Here is a 17,677-nt window from a genome sequence, read left to right on the forward strand (position 1 = left end):
CGTATACGCCCGGCTCAAATTCCAGGTAGAGCCAGTCCTTGTAAATCTGGCGGCGGTAACGGATGGAAAACCAGGCCCTTTCAATGAAATTGTCGGGATGATCGTAACCATTGGCATCATAATCGTAAGGGTGGCTACGGGTCGTTATTTCAAACAAGGGCGAGACCGCGTCCCAGTCGGTCCGCAGCCAATGAAGGGAAAAATCCTGCACAAAATAGATGCCCGCCTCGCTCTCCAGCCAGGAGGCCTCGGTGTATGATTTGAGCCAGAGCCGCGGCACCAGTTCCCGCTGGATTTCAAACGGCGACTTGGCGCCGAACCCGTCGTCCCGCTCCCACGAAATCTGCCCCGTCAAGCGGGGAGTCCATGGCCCCCATGGACTGCTCCAACTGGCGTTGGCGCGCACGTAAGGAATGACATTTGGAAAACTGAATCCGACATCCAGATGCCGGCTTATATTAGTGGAAACAATATCAACGAAGCGCATGCCGACCTGGGTGCGGTTGTCGGTCCGGTCGCGGCGGTCGTTGAAATCCCGCTCGCCGGCCGGCATGGTTTCATTGCTGAAACGGTCCAGAATAATCTGGTAACGGCGCTGGGTGTAGGGAATGGCCAGCCGCAGTTTGCAAGCGGGGTGAAAACTGAATTCTTCATCCATGTACTGCGTCGTCAGGGACAGTCGCAACCGGCTGACGTCGCTTTCTTCCAACGCCAGATCATTGGCGCTCAGCCAGCGGTCGGTCTTTTTGGCGTAAAGGATGAAATTCCGGTTGATATATTCGTGAGTGTGATCAGCCCAGCGTTTTATTTTTTTGCCGGCCGTCTGGCCGGATTGTTCCGTTGCGGCCGGCGGCCGATTTGTGCCGGCATATTCAACAACGGCGGCAGGCGGCGGGCCGTTCGTTGCCGCCGGCGGCTTGCCGGGCTCGGGCAACATTTCGGAGGATGCCAAAGTCGCCAGCATCAGGCATTCCGACACGAGCAACAACTTTATTCCCGGGATAAACAATGCGCCGCCTTTACTCATAAGCTGCCAGATTTAAGCAGGTAACGGCAAAGCTTTTCAACCACAAAATATTCCTCGCCACAAAAAACTTGAATGCAGGCCGGCGAAACGATATTTTGAACGAAATGTCTTCCGGAAAAATAGACTTTGACTATTCCCTGCCGAAGACGCTGCGCATCAAATTAAGCGGGGATTGGCAGATTGCCGCGGGAATCCCGGCGGTTGACGATGCCGCCGCGCAAATAGCGGCGCACGCCGGACTGGAAAAAAATGTTTTTGAAATTTCCGAACCGTTCCGATGGGACAGCGCTTTTCTTGTTTTCCTGATCCAACTGCACAAAGAATGCCGGCGCAAAAATATCTATATCGCGCCGGAAGGGCTGCCGCCGAAAGCCCGGAAACTTTTCGCGCTTGTTTCGCCGGCGGTTGACAACGCGGTTCTGCCGCGCCAGGCCGGCAATAAATCGTTTTTTGAAACGGCCGGGAGCAGGATAACACGGATTTATTCCGGCATCCGCCTCCAGCTTGATTTCCTAGGAGAAATTGTGCTTGCTTTCGGCCGCCTGTTCGCGGGAAAAGCTTCTTTCCGGCGGGATGATTTTTTGTGCATCCTGCAGAAATGCGGCGTTGACGCCCTCCTGCTTGTTTCGCTGATCAGCGTGCTGGTCGGCATGATTTTCGCCTTTGTGGGCGCGATCCAGCTTAAAATGTTCGGGGCGCAGATTTTCGTCGCGCACATCGTCGGCATCGCCATGGTGCGCGTGATGGGGGCGATCATGGCCGGCATTCTTATGGCGGGACGCACCGGGGCTTCCTTCGCGGCGGAACTGGGCATCATGCAGACCAACGAAGAAATAGACGCGCTCAAAACCCTCGGCGTTGCGCCGGTTGATTTCCTGGTCGTGCCGCGCATGCTGGCCTTGATCATCATGCTGCCCCTCTTGACGGTTTACGCGGACATCATGGGCATCCTGGGCGGCCTGATAATCGGCGTGGGCATGCTTGACATCAGCGCCCTGGAATATTGGCACCATACCCAGATGGCCGTCAAACTTAACAACATCTGGGTGGGACTGGTCAACAGCCTGGCCTTTGGCATAATCATTGCAATCGCCGGATGTTATCACGGGATGCAATGCGAACGAAGCGCCGCCGGCGTGGGGAAAGCAACCACGGCCGCCGTGGTTTCGGCCATTACCGGCATTGTGATCGCAACCGCCATCATCACTTTTATCTGCCAGATTCTGGAGGTGTAACGTGCATTCAGACTTGCCGGCGGTTATTGAAACGCGTAATCTTGACTTGAATTACGCGGACTATTTCGTCATGCGCAACCTCAACTTCCGGGTGCGCAAGGGCGATATTTTCATCGTCATGGGAGGAAGCGGATGCGGCAAGAGCACCCTGCTGAAAGCGCTGGTCGGCCTGCTGGCTCCCGGGAAAGGGGAAGTTTTATACGACGGCCGCAACTTCTGGGATGCGGACGAGGCGGAACAACAGCGGATTATGCGCCGGTTCGGCGTCCTGTACCAGGGCGGAGCGCTCTGGAGCTCCCTGACGCTCCGTGAAAACATTGCTCTTCCGCTGCAGTTATACTCAAAACTTTCCGCCGCCGATATACGGGAAATGGCGGAATTAAAACTTGCCCTGGTGGGCTTGCGGGGTTACGGCGATTTTTATCCGGCGGAAATAAGCGGAGGAATGCGAAAAAGGGCGGGCCTGGCGCGGGCCATTGCCCTGGACCCGGACATTATTTTTTTTGACGAGCCCTCCGCCGGGCTTGACCCGGTCAGCGCCAAGATGCTGGACGACCTGATCCTGCAGCTGCGGGACACATTTGACGCCACTATCGTGGTTGTAACGCACGAGCTGGCCAGCATCTTCGCGGTGGGAACCAACGCGGTTTTTCTTGACGGAGAAAGCAAAACCATGATTGCCGCGGGCGCGCCGCAGGAATTGCTGGCCAATTCCAAAGACCCGCGCGTTATCCGGTTTCTGACCAGAGGCGCGGAAAAAAGAGAGAGAGTTAAACAATGAGTAAAAAAGCGAATAAAACGGCCATCGGCGCATTCGCCGTGGGGGCATTGGCGCTGCTGGTGGCGGGCATCGCGGTTTTCGGATCGGGCTTGTTGTTCAAGAAATCGGATAAATATGTCCTCTTCTTTGATGGATCCGCCAAAGGCCTCTCCACCGGCGCGCCGGTCGTTTTCCAGGGGGTTAAAATCGGCCAGGTCAAGGAGGTCAATTTGCTTTACAACGCCAAATCCGAAACCGTCCACATTGCCGTGGTTATTGAAGTGGAATTATCCCGCGTCAATGGGACGCCCGAGCACGTGGGCTATCCCGATTATAACCACCTGATCAGCCACGGCTTGCGGGCGCGGCTTGAAATACAGAGTTTTGTCACGGGGCAGCTCATGGTTGCGCTTGATTTTTATCCCGACACGCAGCCGAAACTTCTGGGAATCGTTGAACAATATCCCGAACTGCCCACCCTGCCCGCGGCGCCGGGCATTGCCGGAATGCTGGACGCGATCCCGATCAAGCAAATCTCCAGAAACCTGCAGGAAGCCACGGCGGGAATCAACAAAATGTTAAATGCGGAATGGACATGCCGGCTGGATGACGCGCTCAAGGAAATAACCCTCTCAGCGCGCGCCGTCCGGCTTTTCATGGAATACCTTGAACAGCATCCCGAAGCGCTGCTGAAAGGAAAAACCGTTCCCTAGTGATGGCCGGAACCGCGCGGGCATAGGGCCGCGCACCCGGCCCGCCTAGCCTATTCAATTTCCACGATACTCTTATCGTAATCTTCCGGCGGATTGAACCCGAGCAGTTGCATGCAGGTTGCCGCCAGGGAGCTTATGCCCATATTGTCGTTTCCCGCGAGCCGGATGCGGCCGGCGTCGGCCGGCGCATAGATATAGACCGGGACCGGATTGAGAGAATGGCTCGTCTTGGCCTTGATTTTGCCGGTCAGCGGGTCGGTTTTTACCGCGCCGTTTTTTTTATCATGCTCAAACATATCATCCGCATTGCCGTGATCGGCGGATAAAACCAAGATGCCTTTCGCGGCATGGACAGCCGCCATGAGGCGCCCCACGCACAGGTCAACCGCTTCCACCGCGATTTGGGACGCTTGATAAACGCCGGTATGGCCGACCATGTCGCCGTTCGGATAATTCAATCTGATAAAACGGAATTTACCCCCCAGGATTTCCTTCACGACCCGGTCGGTTATTTCGGCGCATTTCATCCAGGGGCGCTGTTCAAACGGCACTATGTCGGACAATATTTCAACATATTCCTCCAATTGGCCGTCAAACTTGCCGGAACGGTTGCCGTTGAAAAAATAGGTTACATGGCCGAATTTCTGGGTTTCGCTGACGGCCAGCTGCCTGACGCCGGAGCGGCAAAGCAGTTCGCCCATGGTGCGGCTGATAGCCGGCGGGCTCACCAGAAAATTCTTCGGAATTTTCAAGTCGCCGTCATATTGCATCATGCCGGCGTAGCAAACCTTCGGACGCGGCGCGCGGTCAAACTTGTTGAAATCATCGTCCTCAAAAGCGCGGCTGATTTCCAGCGCGCGGTCGCCGCGGAAATTGAAATAAATGACGCTGTCGCCGTCAACAATCGGACCGAGCGGGCGGTTGTTTTCGGCAATGACGAAAGGCGGCAAATCCTGGTCAATTACTCCCGGATTTTCCCGGCGTAACGTTTCAATGGCCTGGCGCGCCGAAGGAAACCGTCGCCCCACCCCTCTGACGTGGATATCCCAGCCAAGTTTCACCATATTCCAGTCGGCGTTATAGCGGTCCATGGTGATGCGCATCCGCCCGCCGCCGGATGCGATACGGAAATCAACTCCGCTGGCGGCGTTCAAATCCGCCAGAAATTTTTCAAACGGATCCACATAATCAAGGGCCGAGGTTTCCCCGACGTCGCGTCCGTCCAGCAAAGCATGCACTCTGGCCCGGCGGACGCCTTCCCTGGCGGCCTGGGCCAGCATGGCTTTGAGATGATCAAGGTGGCTGTGCACGTTGCCGTCGGAGAATAAACCGATGAAATGGAGCGCGCTCTTATGGGCCCGGCAGTTGGCGATCAGCATTTGCCATGTTTTATCCTTGAACATCAAGCCCGAAGCGATGGCCCGGTTGACCAGCTTGGCGCCCTGATCATAAATCCGGCCGCAGCCAATGGCATTATGGCCCACCTCGCTGTTGCCCATATCGCCGTCGTCCGGGAGGCCGACCGCCTTGCCGTGGGCTTTCAGCCGCGAATAAAGGCCATGCTTTGCCAGCCAGTCCATGTTAACCTTCAAGGCCGAACAAACGGCATCGCCTTCCCGGTATTTGCCGAGCCCGACGCCGTCCATGATGGCCAGCACAACCGGTCCGGCCGGACCTTTAAATTCGGTTTGTTTCAATTTTTCCATTTTCACACCCCGTCAATTTTACAAGGCAATGCAGAACCCCTTCCGACAACCGGCGCCGCCTCCCTTCCGCCGGTGTGGCATAAAATACCCGCGCCGGTCTCGCATGGCAAGCTTAACCTGCTATTTTCGCCCCGCAATCTGATATTGACAATCGCGCGATTTTGAACATACTGACGGAATTTTGTTTCCCAGATTGGGAAACGGCTTGGTTTTTTCCCCGGCCAGGCGATTTGCAGGAAAGGACAGGATTGAATTCCATACTTACCATCAGCTTGCTGGCTTTTTACGCCGGGCTTCTGGTTGTGCTGACCGTTTATGCTTTCCATGCCTACCTGATGATATTTCTCTTCAATCGCCGCCGGCCGGACCATTCCTCGCCCCCCCCGCCCCCGGAAGAATGGCCGCTGGTTACCGTGCAGTTGCCGGTTTATAACGAACAATACGTGGTGGAGCGCCTCATTAAAAACGTCTGCCGGCTTGATTATCCGCGCCATAAACTTGAAATCCAGGTTTTAGACGATTCCACCGATGAAACCCGCGCAAAGGCCGGAGCGCTCTGCGATCATTACCGCCGACAGGGAATCAATATTCATTATATTCATCGCGCCGACCGCGCGGGTTTCAAGGCCGGCGCGCTGAGAAACGGACTGCAATCCGCCGGCGGGGAATTTATCGCCATTTTTGACGCAGATTTCATGCCGCCGGAAGATTTTCTCAAAAATATGATCCCTCATTTTTCGGCGCCGGAAATCGGCGTCGTCCAGGCGCGCTGGGGCCACCTGAACGGCAATTTTTCACTGCTCACCAAAAGCCAGACCATATGCCTGGACGCGCATTTTGTGCTGGAACACGGGGCGCGCAATGCCGGCGGAATTTTCATTAATTTCAACGGAACGGCCGGCATCTGGCGCAAAGCGGCGATTTTGGGCGCCGGCAACTGGCAAGATGACACTTTAACGGAAGATATTGACATTTCCTACCGGGCGCAGCTTGCCGGCTGGAAATTCAAATACGTCAACGAGGTGGTCTGTCCGGCGGAGGTCCCGGCCGAAGTCTACGGCCTTAAGAACCAACAATACCGCTGGGCCAAGGGCGCCGTGCAGACCGCCAAGAAACTTCTGCCGGTGATCTGGAAAAACAAAACTATTTCGCCGCTGGTTAAATTTGAAGCCACCATTCACCTGACCAATCACTTCGTGTTCCCGGCTTTGCTTATGATTGCGTTGTTGTTGTTCCCCATTTTGGTGATAAAAATCAACTGTCCCGGCACGGACGTTTTTTTCGCGGCAATTTCCTTTTTCACGATCAATGCGTTCAGTTACCCTTTATTTTACATTTACGCGCAGAAAAAGATTTACCCCGACTGGAAGCGGCGCGTTTTATTTGTGCCGATTCTCATGGCCGGCGCCATCGGACTGGCGGTGATCAACACCCAGGCGATCTTCAGCGCCTTGCTCGGCCGCAAAAGCAATTTCCACCGCACACCAAAATACAGCCTGACCAACCGTCCGGCCGATATTTCATGGAGCGGCAAGAGTTACCGGGCCAGATTCAACGCAACGGTTTTAATTGAGCTTGCCCTTTTCCTTTATGTTTCCGCCACGCTCTATTATGCTTTCCAGGGCGTCCAGTATCTCGCCATCCCCTTCATTTTCTTCTACTGGATGGGTTTTGCCTTCATCGGCGGTCTCTCCCTGATGCACATGGTCAGGAACTGAACCGCCGCCCGGCGGCCGCAGAATCGCCTCAAATTCAAGCGGCCAGGTGGGCAACCAGAATCTTGAAGGCAATTCCGATCAATATCAGTCCGCCGGCCGTTTCCAGTTTGTTCTCAAAAATATGACCGCAGCGGTGTCCCAGCCAGACGCCGGCAAAAGAAAGCGCAAAGGTTACCGCCCCGATGATCAGCGAAGGCAGCAGAATTTTTTCCTTCAGAAACGCGAAACTTAAACCGACCGCCAGGGCATCAATGCTCGTTGCCAGCGATAAAATCACCAGCGCCCCCGTGGAAACCGGAGCAGAACATGAACTCTTTTCCCCCTTCGTGAACGACGCGTAAATCATCCTGCCGCCCGCCGCCACAAGCAGAATAAACGCGAGCCAGTGGTCAAAGGCGGCAATAATCGCCTGCAGGGCGCTCCCCGCCGCCCAGCCGGCGACGGGCATGGCGAACTGAAAGAAACCAAAAAAGAACGCGATCCGGAAGGCATAAAGCGGCCGCAAAGGCCGGACGGCCAAACCACAGGCCACCGCCACGGCAAAGGCATCCAGCGCCAGGCCAACGGCAATCAGAAAGACAGAAATTATGGTCATGGCGCAATTAATTCGCCCCGTTTGCCAGCCAGATTGTTCAACAAAACATATCCCCGCAAACAAAACGCTTGTTTACGCCATCCGGCTCCGGGCGGCGATAAATTCTCTGATTTTCTCATCATCCGCCGGCAAAACAAAACGCCGGGTCTTCCTCTTTTTCAGCGCCGCAATGGCCTTATGCGAAACAGCCCGGCCGATGGCGCGCGCGACCGCCTTTTCAAATTTGGCCGGATGGGCCGTGGCCAGACAGACCGTCGGCACACCTTTCTCCAGAAACCGGCGCGCCACTGCCGCGCCGACCGCTGTGTGCGGGTCAAGAATATAATTGTCCTGCCGGTAACAGCGGCGGATTTCCTTCAGGGTGGCGGCGTCATCGGCCGAACCGGAACAAAACAGCGGATCGGGGCGCGGCATCCCCGCATCGCGGGAACTTATTTTTCCGTCACGCGCGAATTTGCGCATTAAACGCCGCACCTGGGCCGGATTCTTTCCGAGGCGGTAATAAAGATAACGCTCAAAATTACTGGCAATTTGAATATCCATGGAAGGACTTAGTGTCCGGCGGACATTTCCGCGCATATAAATTCCCTGCCCGAAATAATCCGCCAGAACCTTATTGCGGTTGGTCGCCAGGATAAGCCGGGAAATCGGCAGCCCCATCCGCCGGGCGATATAACCGGCGAAAATATCGCCGAAATTGCCGGTGGGAACCGCGAAATTCACTTTCGCACAACCGGTCCGGAGTTGCACCCGGAAATAAGCGTAAAAGTAATAAACGATCTGCGCCATGATTCTCGCCCAGTTGATGGAATTGACCGCGCCAAGATCGTAATCCGCCCGAAACCGCAAATCCCCGAGTAAATTTTTGACAATCCGCTGACAGTCGTCAAAACTGCCCCTGACGGCCAGGCAGTAGACATTTTTATCCCGGACGCTGGTCATCTGGCGTTCCTGGGCGGCGCTTATCCGGCCGAATGGATAAAGCACGAATATTTTTATTTTCTTCTTGCCTTTCACGCCCGCAATGGCGGCGCTCCCCGTATCCCCGCTGGTGGCGGCCACCAGATTCAGCCGGCTGTCCCCCCGCCGCAGGAAGTATTCAAACAGGTTGCCGAGAAACTGAAGGGCGAAATCCTTGAAAGCCAGCGTCGGCCCGTTGAAAAGCTCCAGAACAAAACACTCGCGCAAAGCAACGAGCGGGGCCGGGTCCGGATGCGGAAATGCCGCGCAGCTCTTCCGGATAATACGCCGCAGTTCGCCGTCCGGCGCATCGCAGAAAAGACGGATGATTTCAAAGGCAAGCCGGGGATATGAAAGCCGCCGCCAGTCGCCGAGCCGTCCCCGCACCCTGGGAATACGGGACGGAAGAAAGAGACCGCCGTCAGAAGCCAGACCGTTCATGACCGCCGTTTCAAAATCAACCGGCGTGCTTTTACCCCGCGTGCTGATATATTTCATCGCCTTCCCCTTCTTTTCCAGTCCCAGAGCGGAGCGCCGTTGATGATTCGCAGGCGCGGCATTTTATGCAGTATGGCCAAAACACCGCGCGTTTTTTCGGCGCGCTCCTGGTTGTCAAACACATCCAGCCATATTTCCTCCACGGGCAGATTTTCCAGGGGCGTCAGGTCGGCGATGCTGGTGTCACGCAGATCAAGCATTTTCAAAGGCGTGTTTTTCAGAGGCGCAATGTTCTTGACGGCACTTCCGTTTAATTTCAGCGCCTCCAGGGGCATGTTTTCCAGAACGCTTATGTCTTTCACTTTCGTGTTGCGCAAATCAAGATCGCGCAAACGCATCCCCTGCAACGGCAGAATATCGCGGACATTGGTATCGGAAAGGTCAAGGGATTCCAGAGGCATCCCCTGGAGGGGAGCAATATCGGTTATATCCGTTCCGCGAAGCACCAGGCGAATGAGCGGCATGGCGCGAAGAGGGGTTAAATCCCTGGCGCGCGTGAACGCGGCCGAGAGCGTTTTCAACGGCATACCGAGCAGAGCGCCCAGGTTGGAAACATCCGTGCCGTTGATGTTAAGATTAACCAGGGGCAGTCCCGCCAGGGGGCGCAGATCGCGCACCTGGGTAAAACTGACATCAAGCTGCCGCAGCGGCATGTCCTTCAAGGGCTGCAAATCGCCGACCCGGGTGCGCGCCAGATTAAGACTGGTCAGCGGCATCCGGCTTAAGACCGAGATATCCCGGATCCGGGTATGACTGCCGATAAACTCGCTTAACGACATCTGTTTAAGCGGAGTTAAATCGGAAAGCTGGGCCGGCATTGACATCTCCGGCCAGACATGAAGGCGCGTGCCGGCGCAAACCAGTGTTTTCAGATGCGGCAGGCTCTCCAGCGGCTGAATATCCTTCAGATGCACGGAAACTATGTCAGCGCTCACAATCCGGCCGGAATTATCCGTCTGGAAAACCATCTGATTTTCCCCAAGTCCCGGATTTTTCGTCATCATCTGCTCAATAATTGATTTTTCAGACGTTTGGTCCGGCGGTAGCGCGGCTTCGGTTCCTGTTTGCGTTGACGCAGCCAAACCGCCGGCGGAACCAGCCAGCGCCTCCAGAACAGCCGCATAACGCCGGGCAGTTTGCGTGGAGCCGAATTTTACCCGGAATTGATCAATCATCCATCCCGCGGCGGGTCCGTTCTGGGGAAAACGGTTTTTATCCCGCAGAATATCAAGACAGGAAGCGGGATCGGGCATACGGACGTGATAGGGAATTATGCCGGTCCGGCACATGATATAGGCCAGAGTCTGCGTTGCGCGTTCTTCAGCGGTATCCCGGTCTTTGCATTTAATGGCCGCGGCAAGCTTCGGGGCAAGGAGCGGGCCGGTTCCGGCGGCCGCGTCGGCCGCCTGCTGATAGTCGCCGTCCTGGATGGCCAACATGGCGCGCATCAGGGCAAACTCCGGCCCGGCGCCGGCGCCAAGACGGTTCAACTTTTCAGACAGCGTTAAATCGCGCGCCCTGAAGATTTTCTGCAGGCCGATCTTGCCTTCTTCCATCGTCACCACTTTTTCCGCAAGCACCACATCGCCCTGGACATCGCGTATATGAAGCGTCTGCGGCCCCTGTAAAAAGGCAATGCTGATTTCCTCGTTTTTCTGCCGTTGAAATGAATCCATGATTCGTTTGCCGGCGCCGGATGACTTCTCCAACATGGCGGCCATGGCTTTGAACTCCGGTTTTCCGGAAATCAAGGGCAGATCAACCGCCAGCGCTTTTATCCGTTGCCGGGCGGCCTCCAGATCGTCTTCAACCAAAATCACCGCGATTTCATCGGCCGCGTGCATCAATTGAAGTTCCGCCAGCTCCCGTTGCCGCCTCTGTGCTTTCACGCGATCGGCGTGTTTCGCCGAAAAAAGCCGCTCTTTTTTTCCGCGCTCCGCGGCGGTTTCCGTTTCAAACGCACCGTGATATTTGCCGTAAACCGCGGCCGCCTCCTGAAAGCGACCCCGGTCGGCCAGCTGGCCGGCTTTTTTATCCAGTTCAACAATAATTTCCGCGGTTTTTTTTCCGCGCTGCTCAATTTGCCGGATATCATCCTTGGCCATTTCCGCGTATTTGGTGCCGACCGCGTCTTCCGCCAGCTTCCGGAAACGCGTTATGGTCTCAACGTGCGCGGACGGGTGGGCCTTTGCCCATGAAGTAATTTCATCATATTGCTCCATGGCCGCGCGTTCGCGGTCAACCGGGGGGGGCGCGCGGCCGACTTCCGCGGATTGCGGCGCCGGCAAAGGTTCAGGAACGGCCGGGATCTCGGTTTTGCGCGCCAAATGAAACATGCCCCAGCCGGCCGCCAGAACCAGCGCCCCAACGGCGGTTGCCAAAGCCAGCTTCCGCCTTAAATTGGACGGGGCCCGGCAGACGACCGGCGCTTGAATCACCGGTTGGAGCGCGGCCTCCTCCAGCCGGCGGCCGCGCAGCGGACTGCGCTTGACAGTGCTGAGAACATCGTCAGGCAGCGAACCTTGCGGCATCATTTCGGAACGGGCGTTGGAAATATCGCGCAAGGTTTCGTTCCAGTCCGTTTGCCGGAATTTTCTGTCCTTCGCCATCATTTTTTCAATGAGACAGGCCGACCAGACGGAAATACACGGATTAACATCCTGGGGATCGGGTACGAAATCGGTAATCTGGCGGTCCATAACCTCCAGCGGCGGCTGTCCCTCAAAAGGCATCACCCCCGTCATGCAGTGATAAAGCATGGCGCCGAGCGAATAAATATCGGCCCGGCAGTCCAGGGACTCGCTGCCGTGCGATTGTTCGGGGGAAATATAATTGGGGGTGCCAAACACCTGCCGGTCATCCGGCCGGGCGTGTTCCATGATGGATTGCACGCTCCTCGCCAGCCCCAGGTCGGCCAGTTTGACGGTGCCGTCGTCGTCAATGATGACGTTATCGGGCTTAATGTCGCAGTGCACAATGCGGTTCTTTTGCCAGGCATAACTCATGGCCGCCGCGACGCTCAGGGCGCACAGGAGCGCGTTTTCTTCCGAGAGATATTTTTTGCGGTGGATCCAGGCGGCAACGCTGTAACCCGAAATGTATTCCATCACAAAATAGCAGACCCCGTCGCCGGTTTTGCCGAAATCATACACCTGGACAATATTGGGATGTTTCAAACTGGCGGTGATTCGCGCCTCCGCCATGAATTTCTCCACATCGGCCGCGGCCCCCATGGCGGGCGGCAGGGCCTTGATCGCCACGATGCGGTCCAACGAAAGCTGGCGCGCTTTGTAGACGGCGCTCATCCCGCCGGCCGGCAGCACTTCCAGTATTTCATATCCGTTAATATTGATCATGTCCCGACAATCCTTCAACTGCCGGATATTATGGCATAGATTTCTTTTAATTTCAAATCTTCTTGATTTTGAATTTTCAGTGTGCCATAATGCCAAATAAACAATAACTTATGATAAAAACCTTCTACGGCCAGCCAAACGCTCCTTTTCGCCCGCCGACGGGCGGCCGGCCCGGCCATGTTATCGCCGCTTGCGGCGGGCAGGCCACCATTGAATATGCCGTCACGGCCGGCGTCTTAATGGCGGTGGCGATCATCATGGGAATTTTCCTGACGACATTCGGCGAATACGGCGAACGCCTGCTGGCAATAATCGCCTCCGATTATCCATAGACAAATTTTGATGGCGGGCGCCAAGCGCGCTTTAAACCGCATCAGAAACAAAAAAGAAGGAGATAAATCGCTTGAAACCAAATATTAAATCATGCGGCGGGCAGACCATGACGGAATACATCATCATCGTTGCCATTATTGCGCTGGCGGCGCTGGCGGTTTTCGGACTTTTCGGAGACCAGATCCGGAAGATGATCGGCGGGGCCGTAACCGAGCTGGGCGGCGACGAAACCGAGGTTGAGGAGGCAACCGAGACCAAATCGGTTGATTATCTGAAAACCCTGGGGAACGAATAACCGCCTGAAGAAAAGGCAGAATGCAAAGTGCCGCATGCAGAATTAAGAGGCCGGCCGGCCGAAGGCGGGAAGCTGTTTGCCATCTTTTTTTAATCCGGCCCGCGCCATATTTCCCCCGCCTTTCCGCCGGACGCCATTCTTGCCGCGGCCAGGCCCTGATTGAATCCTGCCTGGTTGTCGCGCTCATCTGCCTCATCCTCGCCGGCCTGTTTCAGCTCCTGCAGCTTTATGCGGCGAAGGAAATACTTTCCTATGCCTGCGCCCGCGGCGCCCGGGCCAGAACAGTCGGCTTTAATGATTTCATGGCGCGCAAATCGGTCATGGCGGCCGCCATTCCCAACGCGGGCAACATGATATTCCCCGAAACGGCGGGCGGGCCGGCCGCCCAGATGGCAATGGAACACGCCCGCATCCCGATCTATCTGAGCGCCGAATGGAGCCGCCTGAACGGCATTCTGCAATATGAAGACTGGGAAACAATCAATTATAATTACACTGAAGACAGTTCGCATCTCCTCCGCTTTGCCGTTTCCCAGGATTTCCCCCTGCGTTTCTTTCCCGTTTTTTTCCGCGCATTCTACGGCGCCGATTCGGTCCCGCTCAATACGGAACTTTATCTGGATAACCACGCCGCCCTCTACCTTGAATAATGAAATGAGAACCGCAGGCCGGCAACAAAATACGGCAGCGCGCCGGAATGGCGTTTGCCAGCGCCGCGGAGGCCTGTCTTCCGCCTCCCGCTTTTGCCGCGGACCGGTCCGCCGGCGGCGCGGCGCGGGCGACGGCGGGCAGGTCATGATTTTTCTGCTCATGGTCATCCTCTTCCTTTCCATCGTGCTTATCTGGAAATTTGACCTGCACAACGCCGTTCACCTCAAAATGCGCGCCCAAAATGCGGCGGACGCCGCCGCCCTGGCCGCCGCCCGCTGGCAGGGCATCACACTGAATCTGATCGGCGACCTTAATATCATGCAGGCCGCGGCCTTGAGCGCCGCCGACAACGACCTCGCCGCGCGCATCGCCGAAATACAGGCCCGCCTCTGTTTCGCCGGTCCGATCATCGGGCTCCTGGCCTCCCAGCAGGCCGCCAAAAACAACGGCATTTATGTCAACCCGGCTTTCAGCGAACGCCTCGCGGGACACGCCGGCCAAACCTTCGCCTACCCGGTTGACGAAGAGCCATACCCGGACTGCTGGCGCGAATACGGTGAAATGCTCATGAGTATCGCCAGCGCCGGCGTGGCCGCCGGGCCGGATAATACCTGCTTGTACAACCTGAATTATTCAGGAGACCATCCGCTGCTGAACATGAATTTTTACGACGCGATTGCCGGCCAGCTGTGGTGCTGGTTCTGGATTGACCCCGCGCGCTACAGTTTTCTCAGGGATTACAAAGACTTCACTGACTGGGAACCGCTGCCGCCGCCCGAAGAAATTCGCCCCGAAAACAGCGAAGTTTTCGGGCTGGGACTGCAAACTTTTCCGTCTCTCCCCGGCGGGGAACCCATGGTTGCAATCATGAACACGCTGCGCGCGCAAAGGAGTCCCGGCCCGCAGGTTATCAGCAATGAGATTGTTTCCGCCGAAGCCAGATGGTTTGTTTACCAGCCGGAAAAATGGAGCGACTGGACAATCATGAAAGATTCTTCTTTCCCCGTCTTCCCGGAAAAACAGGTGAAGCCGCAGTATGATTATACCGGCGCCGACGCCGTTGCGCGGGTGGAAGCCGTCGCCGAACGGCACATGCCCGGAAAAGCAGACCGCACCATTTCCTGCACCGCCGCCGCAAAACCGTTCGGCTGCCTGATTTCCGCCGCCGGCGAAAAAATCCGGCCCGACGCCTACGGCCTCGTCCTGCCCGCCTTTCATGATGTCCGCCTGATTCCGGTTGACGCCTCATCCTCTCCCAGCGGCGGCGCCTATGATTTGCAATGGCGCGAGCATATTGAAATCCACCTTGCCCCCGAAAACGGCTATCCCGCGCACGGCATTGAGGTCCTGGACGCGGACTGCTGGTACTGCCAGCAGCTTATTGCCTGGGAAAACGCCGCCTTCCGCCAGACCGGCATTGACTGGCTGAGCGACACGAACAATTCCAATTCCTGCGAAATATATTCCCCCGGACCGGGTCCCGGCGGGGGAACGCGGAGAGGACATTGAGGAAATGTAGAATGCAGAATGCAGAATTAAGAAGTCATAGATCAGAGATCAGAGGCCGAACGGTCCGATTTTCTCAATTTAATATCCGCCATCTCTTATCCGGAGATCTTCACCCGGCCTTCCGCCTTCTGCCTTCTGCCTTCCGCCATTCTTGCCGCGGCCAGGCCATGATTGAATTCACGATCGCGCTGGTCGCGGTTATGGCGGCAATGATCGGAGCCATGCTCCTGAACCGGCTGGAACAGGCCCATACGCGCGCCATGTTAACCGCCCGCGCCGACGCCGGCGAACTGGCCATGGCCCCCGTCTACCAGCGCTCGCTGGAAGAAAAATTCATCGCCGACTGGGAAACCGGCGGCGACAACACGCGCTATACGGCGGACGACGAACCAGTTCTGGAAGCGGCGGCCGGATCATTGGCCGGAGGCGTCGCCGCCCGGGCCGAACTGGACACCCTGCTCTCCGCACCGACCAACGCCGTCTCCCAATTGCAGACTTCCCCCGCCCCGGTCAACGAATTTTATCTCGTAAAGGGCTCAAAAACCACGGCGGTTAATTTATCTTTTATCCCGGCCATCCGCCGCCTTATCAGCGGCGCGCCGGCGGTTTCCGTAAAAAGCGACGCATGGCTGGCATGGACCGGAGGGATATATTGAAACTTTTTAATCATCCGGTTCCCCGGATTTCCGGCGCGGGCGAAAATTACGCCGCCGGAAAATTGCCGAAAAAAATGCCGGCGGCCGCGCGGAACAAAAAAAACGGTTTGCCCGGAATCATTCTGTTCCTGGCCATCCTTCTTCTGCCTTTCATTTCCTCTTCCGGCAAAGTTTTCTGGCGTTGTTTGCCGGATCAGGATCGGCCCGGATACGGCCCGGCCGGCGGGGCAAACCGGATTTACCAGGCTCCGCTGGTTATTAACGGCGCGCGGTTTCTCCTTGCGGTTTACGGGTATGACGAGCCGCCGGAACAGGCGCGCGCGAAAATCAAGCGGCATTTTGAAAAGGAAAACACCGCATCCATTCTGCTGACAGCCGCCGCGCCCGGATCGGAACGCGCGCTGGCTTTTGTCTTTTCGCGGTTCGCGGCCGAAACTGCAAGGCCACCCCCCCCACCCCCGGGCGGGATTTGCGCCGGGTATCCCCTTTTCACGGGAAAAGAGCCGGAAACCAGAATCAGAAACGAGGAAACCGGAGTTGTCCTGGAAAGCGGAACGATTGCCGGCGCGCCGGAAATGATCGCCGCGGAAATCACCGCCAAACTGGAGCGGAACAACTGGCAACCGGCCTATCCGGCCGTCCGCCCGCCCGGCCGCGGCAATTCCGGGAAATATTTCATGATTTTCAGGAAGGGCAAGGCGCTTTGCGCGCTCATAACCGGCCCGGCCTTGCGCGAAAATGAAACCTGTGTTACCCTTCTGCTCAAGGAAAAAACAGACGATATGGGGGAATAAAGCAATATGAAACAGAAAATTATACTGCTGATCGCGATTGCCGCCGGCATTGCGGCCTTCTGGCTGACCGGCAGATATCTGCGCCATGAGCGCGAGCGGATTCTAGGCAGTGCGAAAAGAATTTTCGTGGTCGTCGCCGAGCGCGATCTTCCGGCGGGCACCATTTTGAAAAACATAGACCTGGCCAAGGCGCTTGTCTTTCAAAGCAGCGTCGGCGGACGCGCCATCCTCCCGGAATCGGCCCGCGAAATCATGGGGAAAAAATTGCTTTATAACATCGGCCGGGGCGACCCGATCCAATGGTCGGACGTTGATGTCCCCTACAAGGGCGACGCGGGGTTGTCCGCAATGGTCAATCCTTCCATGCGGGCGATTTCCATCGCCGTTGATGTGGTTTCTTCGGTCAGCGCCATGATCCAGCCCAACGACCGTGTTGATATCCTTGGCACGTTCACCTTCCCGTCGCCGGCCGTCACCGGTTCGTTTGAAACCGTAACCCTGACCGTGCTGCAGGATGTTACCGTTCTGGCCACCGGCCAGACAACGGCCGACCGGGCCTCCGCGTACGGCCGCGCCGAAAGAGCGCCGCGCGGATACAACACCGTTACTTTTGAGGTAACGCCGCATGAGGCGGAATTGCTGGTCTTCGCCCAGTCAGTGCGCGGAAAGTTGAGCCTGGCCCTGCGCAATCCTTCCGATGTCACCTATATCACCAATATGCCAACCGTCAACTTTGAACACCTCCAGAAACAATTGCCGGCTCTGAACATAATCCGGCAACGGGACATAAGACACAAAAAGGATATTTAAAGGAGCCGGGACCAACCTGATCCGCGCCGGAAACGCCGCCCGCACCCGGAAAAACCAGGAA

General features: G+C 56.6%; 16 protein-coding genes. 11 read left to right on the forward strand and 5 right to left on the reverse strand.

Annotated features, from left to right (window positions below; all coding sequences use genetic code 11):
* On the reverse strand, positions 1–1,027 hold a 1,027-nt coding region (locus tag PHP98_06120; GenBank protein MDD5483211.1), incomplete at its 3' end, for a hypothetical protein.
* Positions 1,028–1,131: 104 nt separating this feature from the next.
* Here PHP98_06120 and PHP98_06125 point away from each other — a divergent pair.
* The 3 genes from PHP98_06125 (at position 1,132) to PHP98_06135 (ending at position 3,735) form a co-directional block, all read left to right on the forward strand.
* The gene (locus tag PHP98_06125) at positions 1,132–2,262 is read left to right on the forward strand and encodes an ABC transporter permease (protein ID MDD5483212.1); all 1,131 of its coding nucleotides are present in this window, start codon (positions 1,132–1,134) and stop codon (positions 2,260–2,262) included.
* Between the two features lie 70 nt (positions 2,263–2,332).
* Complete coding sequence (locus PHP98_06130) at positions 2,333–3,043, forward strand: ATP-binding cassette domain-containing protein (GenBank protein MDD5483213.1); 711 nt, start codon at positions 2,333–2,335, stop codon at positions 3,041–3,043.
* On the forward strand, positions 3,040–3,735 hold the full coding sequence (locus tag PHP98_06135; GenBank protein ID MDD5483214.1) for an MlaD family protein: 696 nt from the start codon (positions 3,040–3,042) through the stop codon (positions 3,733–3,735). Before PHP98_06130 ends, PHP98_06135 begins: the two co-directional genes overlap by 4 nt.
* Before the next feature lie 50 nt (positions 3,736–3,785).
* Here PHP98_06135 and gpmI read toward each other — a convergent pair whose 3' ends face one another.
* Complete coding sequence (gene gpmI / locus PHP98_06140; protein MDD5483215.1) at positions 3,786–5,441, reverse strand: 2,3-bisphosphoglycerate-independent phosphoglycerate mutase; 1,656 nt, start codon at positions 5,439–5,441, stop codon at positions 3,786–3,788.
* Positions 5,442–5,689: 248 nt separating this feature from the next.
* Between gpmI and PHP98_06145 the strand changes: the two genes are divergently transcribed.
* Positions 5,690–7,159 (forward strand): glycosyltransferase, encoded by a 1,470-nt coding sequence (locus PHP98_06145; protein MDD5483216.1) that lies wholly within the window; start codon positions 5,690–5,692, stop codon positions 7,157–7,159.
* A gap of 34 nt (positions 7,160–7,193) precedes the next feature.
* On the opposite strand, the gene PHP98_06150 is transcribed toward PHP98_06145, so the two are convergent.
* The 3 genes from PHP98_06150 to PHP98_06160 all read right to left on the reverse strand — a co-directional run bounded on the left by PHP98_06150 (position 7,194) and on the right by PHP98_06160 (position 12,568).
* Positions 7,194–7,754, reverse strand: coding sequence for a manganese efflux pump MntP family protein (locus tag PHP98_06150; GenBank protein ID MDD5483217.1), 561 nt, complete (start codon positions 7,752–7,754; stop codon positions 7,194–7,196).
* A gap of 72 nt (positions 7,755–7,826) precedes the next feature.
* Entirely contained in the window at positions 7,827–9,212 is a 1,386-nt protein-coding gene (gene thrC, locus PHP98_06155; GenBank protein MDD5483218.1) for a threonine synthase, read from the reverse strand.
* A complete protein-coding gene (locus PHP98_06160; protein MDD5483219.1) occupies positions 9,209–12,568 on the reverse strand; it encodes a protein kinase in 3,360 nt (1,119 codons plus the stop codon). The genes thrC and PHP98_06160 overlap by 4 nt, the downstream gene beginning before the upstream one ends.
* A 110-nt stretch (positions 12,569–12,678) precedes the next feature.
* Here PHP98_06160 and PHP98_06165 point away from each other — a divergent pair, with 110 nt between their 5' ends.
* The 7 genes from PHP98_06165 to cpaB all read left to right on the forward strand — a co-directional run bounded on the left by PHP98_06165 (position 12,679) and on the right by cpaB (position 17,616).
* The gene (locus PHP98_06165; GenBank protein ID MDD5483220.1) at positions 12,679–12,900 is read left to right on the forward strand and encodes a hypothetical protein; all 222 of its coding nucleotides are present in this window, start codon (positions 12,679–12,681) and stop codon (positions 12,898–12,900) included.
* Between the two features lie 71 nt (positions 12,901–12,971).
* The gene (locus PHP98_06170; protein MDD5483221.1) at positions 12,972–13,196 is read left to right on the forward strand and encodes a hypothetical protein; all 225 of its coding nucleotides are present in this window, start codon (positions 12,972–12,974) and stop codon (positions 13,194–13,196) included.
* Between the two features lie 20 nt (positions 13,197–13,216).
* Positions 13,217–13,846 carry a hypothetical protein gene (locus PHP98_06175; protein MDD5483222.1) on the forward strand — a complete coding sequence of 210 codons (630 nt, stop codon included), beginning with the start codon at positions 13,217–13,219 and terminating at the stop codon, positions 13,844–13,846.
* 145 nt (positions 13,847–13,991) lie between these two features.
* Positions 13,992–15,356 carry a pilus assembly protein TadG-related protein gene (locus PHP98_06180; protein MDD5483223.1) on the forward strand — a complete coding sequence of 455 codons (1,365 nt, stop codon included), beginning with the start codon at positions 13,992–13,994 and terminating at the stop codon, positions 15,354–15,356.
* A 167-nt stretch (positions 15,357–15,523) separates the two neighbouring features.
* Positions 15,524–16,012 (forward strand): hypothetical protein, encoded by a 489-nt coding sequence (locus PHP98_06185; GenBank protein ID MDD5483224.1) that lies wholly within the window; start codon positions 15,524–15,526, stop codon positions 16,010–16,012.
* The gene (locus PHP98_06190) at positions 16,009–16,806 is read left to right on the forward strand and encodes a hypothetical protein (protein ID MDD5483225.1); all 798 of its coding nucleotides are present in this window, start codon (positions 16,009–16,011) and stop codon (positions 16,804–16,806) included. The genes PHP98_06185 and PHP98_06190 overlap by 4 nt, the downstream gene beginning before the upstream one ends.
* 6 nt (positions 16,807–16,812) lie before the next feature.
* Positions 16,813–17,616, forward strand: a complete 804-nt coding sequence (gene cpaB, locus PHP98_06195; protein ID MDD5483226.1) for a Flp pilus assembly protein CpaB — start codon at positions 16,813–16,815, stop codon at positions 17,614–17,616.
* Positions 17,617–17,677 lie beyond the last annotated feature (61 nt).

The organism is Kiritimatiellia bacterium, from assembly GCA_028715905.1.
Taxonomy (GTDB): domain Bacteria; phylum Verrucomicrobiota; class Kiritimatiellia; order JAAZAB01; family JAAZAB01; genus JAQUQV01.

Coding starts and splice junctions, on each gene's coding strand:
- PHP98_06125 (MDD5483212.1), top strand. CDS start 1,132: ATGTCTTCCGGAAAAATAGACTTTGACTATTCCCTGCCGAAGACGCTG.
- PHP98_06130 (MDD5483213.1), top strand. CDS start 2,333: ATGCGCAACCTCAACTTCCGGGTGCGCAAGGGCGATATTTTCATCGTC.
- PHP98_06135 (MDD5483214.1), top strand. CDS start 3,040: ATGAGTAAAAAAGCGAATAAAACGGCCATCGGCGCATTCGCCGTGGGG.
- gpmI (MDD5483215.1), bottom strand. CDS start 5,441: ATGGAAAAATTGAAACAAACCGAATTTAAAGGTCCGGCCGGACCGGTT.
- PHP98_06150 (MDD5483217.1), bottom strand. CDS start 7,754: ATGACCATAATTTCTGTCTTTCTGATTGCCGTTGGCCTGGCGCTGGAT.
- thrC (MDD5483218.1), bottom strand. CDS start 9,212: ATGAAATATATCAGCACGCGGGGTAAAAGCACGCCGGTTGATTTTGAA.
- PHP98_06160 (MDD5483219.1), bottom strand. CDS start 12,568: ATGATCAATATTAACGGATATGAAATACTGGAAGTGCTGCCGGCCGGC.
- PHP98_06165 (MDD5483220.1), top strand. CDS start 12,679: ATGATAAAAACCTTCTACGGCCAGCCAAACGCTCCTTTTCGCCCGCCG.
- PHP98_06175 (MDD5483222.1), top strand. CDS start 13,217: ATGCAAAGTGCCGCATGCAGAATTAAGAGGCCGGCCGGCCGAAGGCGG.
- PHP98_06180 (MDD5483223.1), top strand. CDS start 13,992: ATGATTTTTCTGCTCATGGTCATCCTCTTCCTTTCCATCGTGCTTATC.
- PHP98_06185 (MDD5483224.1), top strand. CDS start 15,524: ATGATTGAATTCACGATCGCGCTGGTCGCGGTTATGGCGGCAATGATC.
- cpaB (MDD5483226.1), top strand. CDS start 16,813: ATGAAACAGAAAATTATACTGCTGATCGCGATTGCCGCCGGCATTGCG.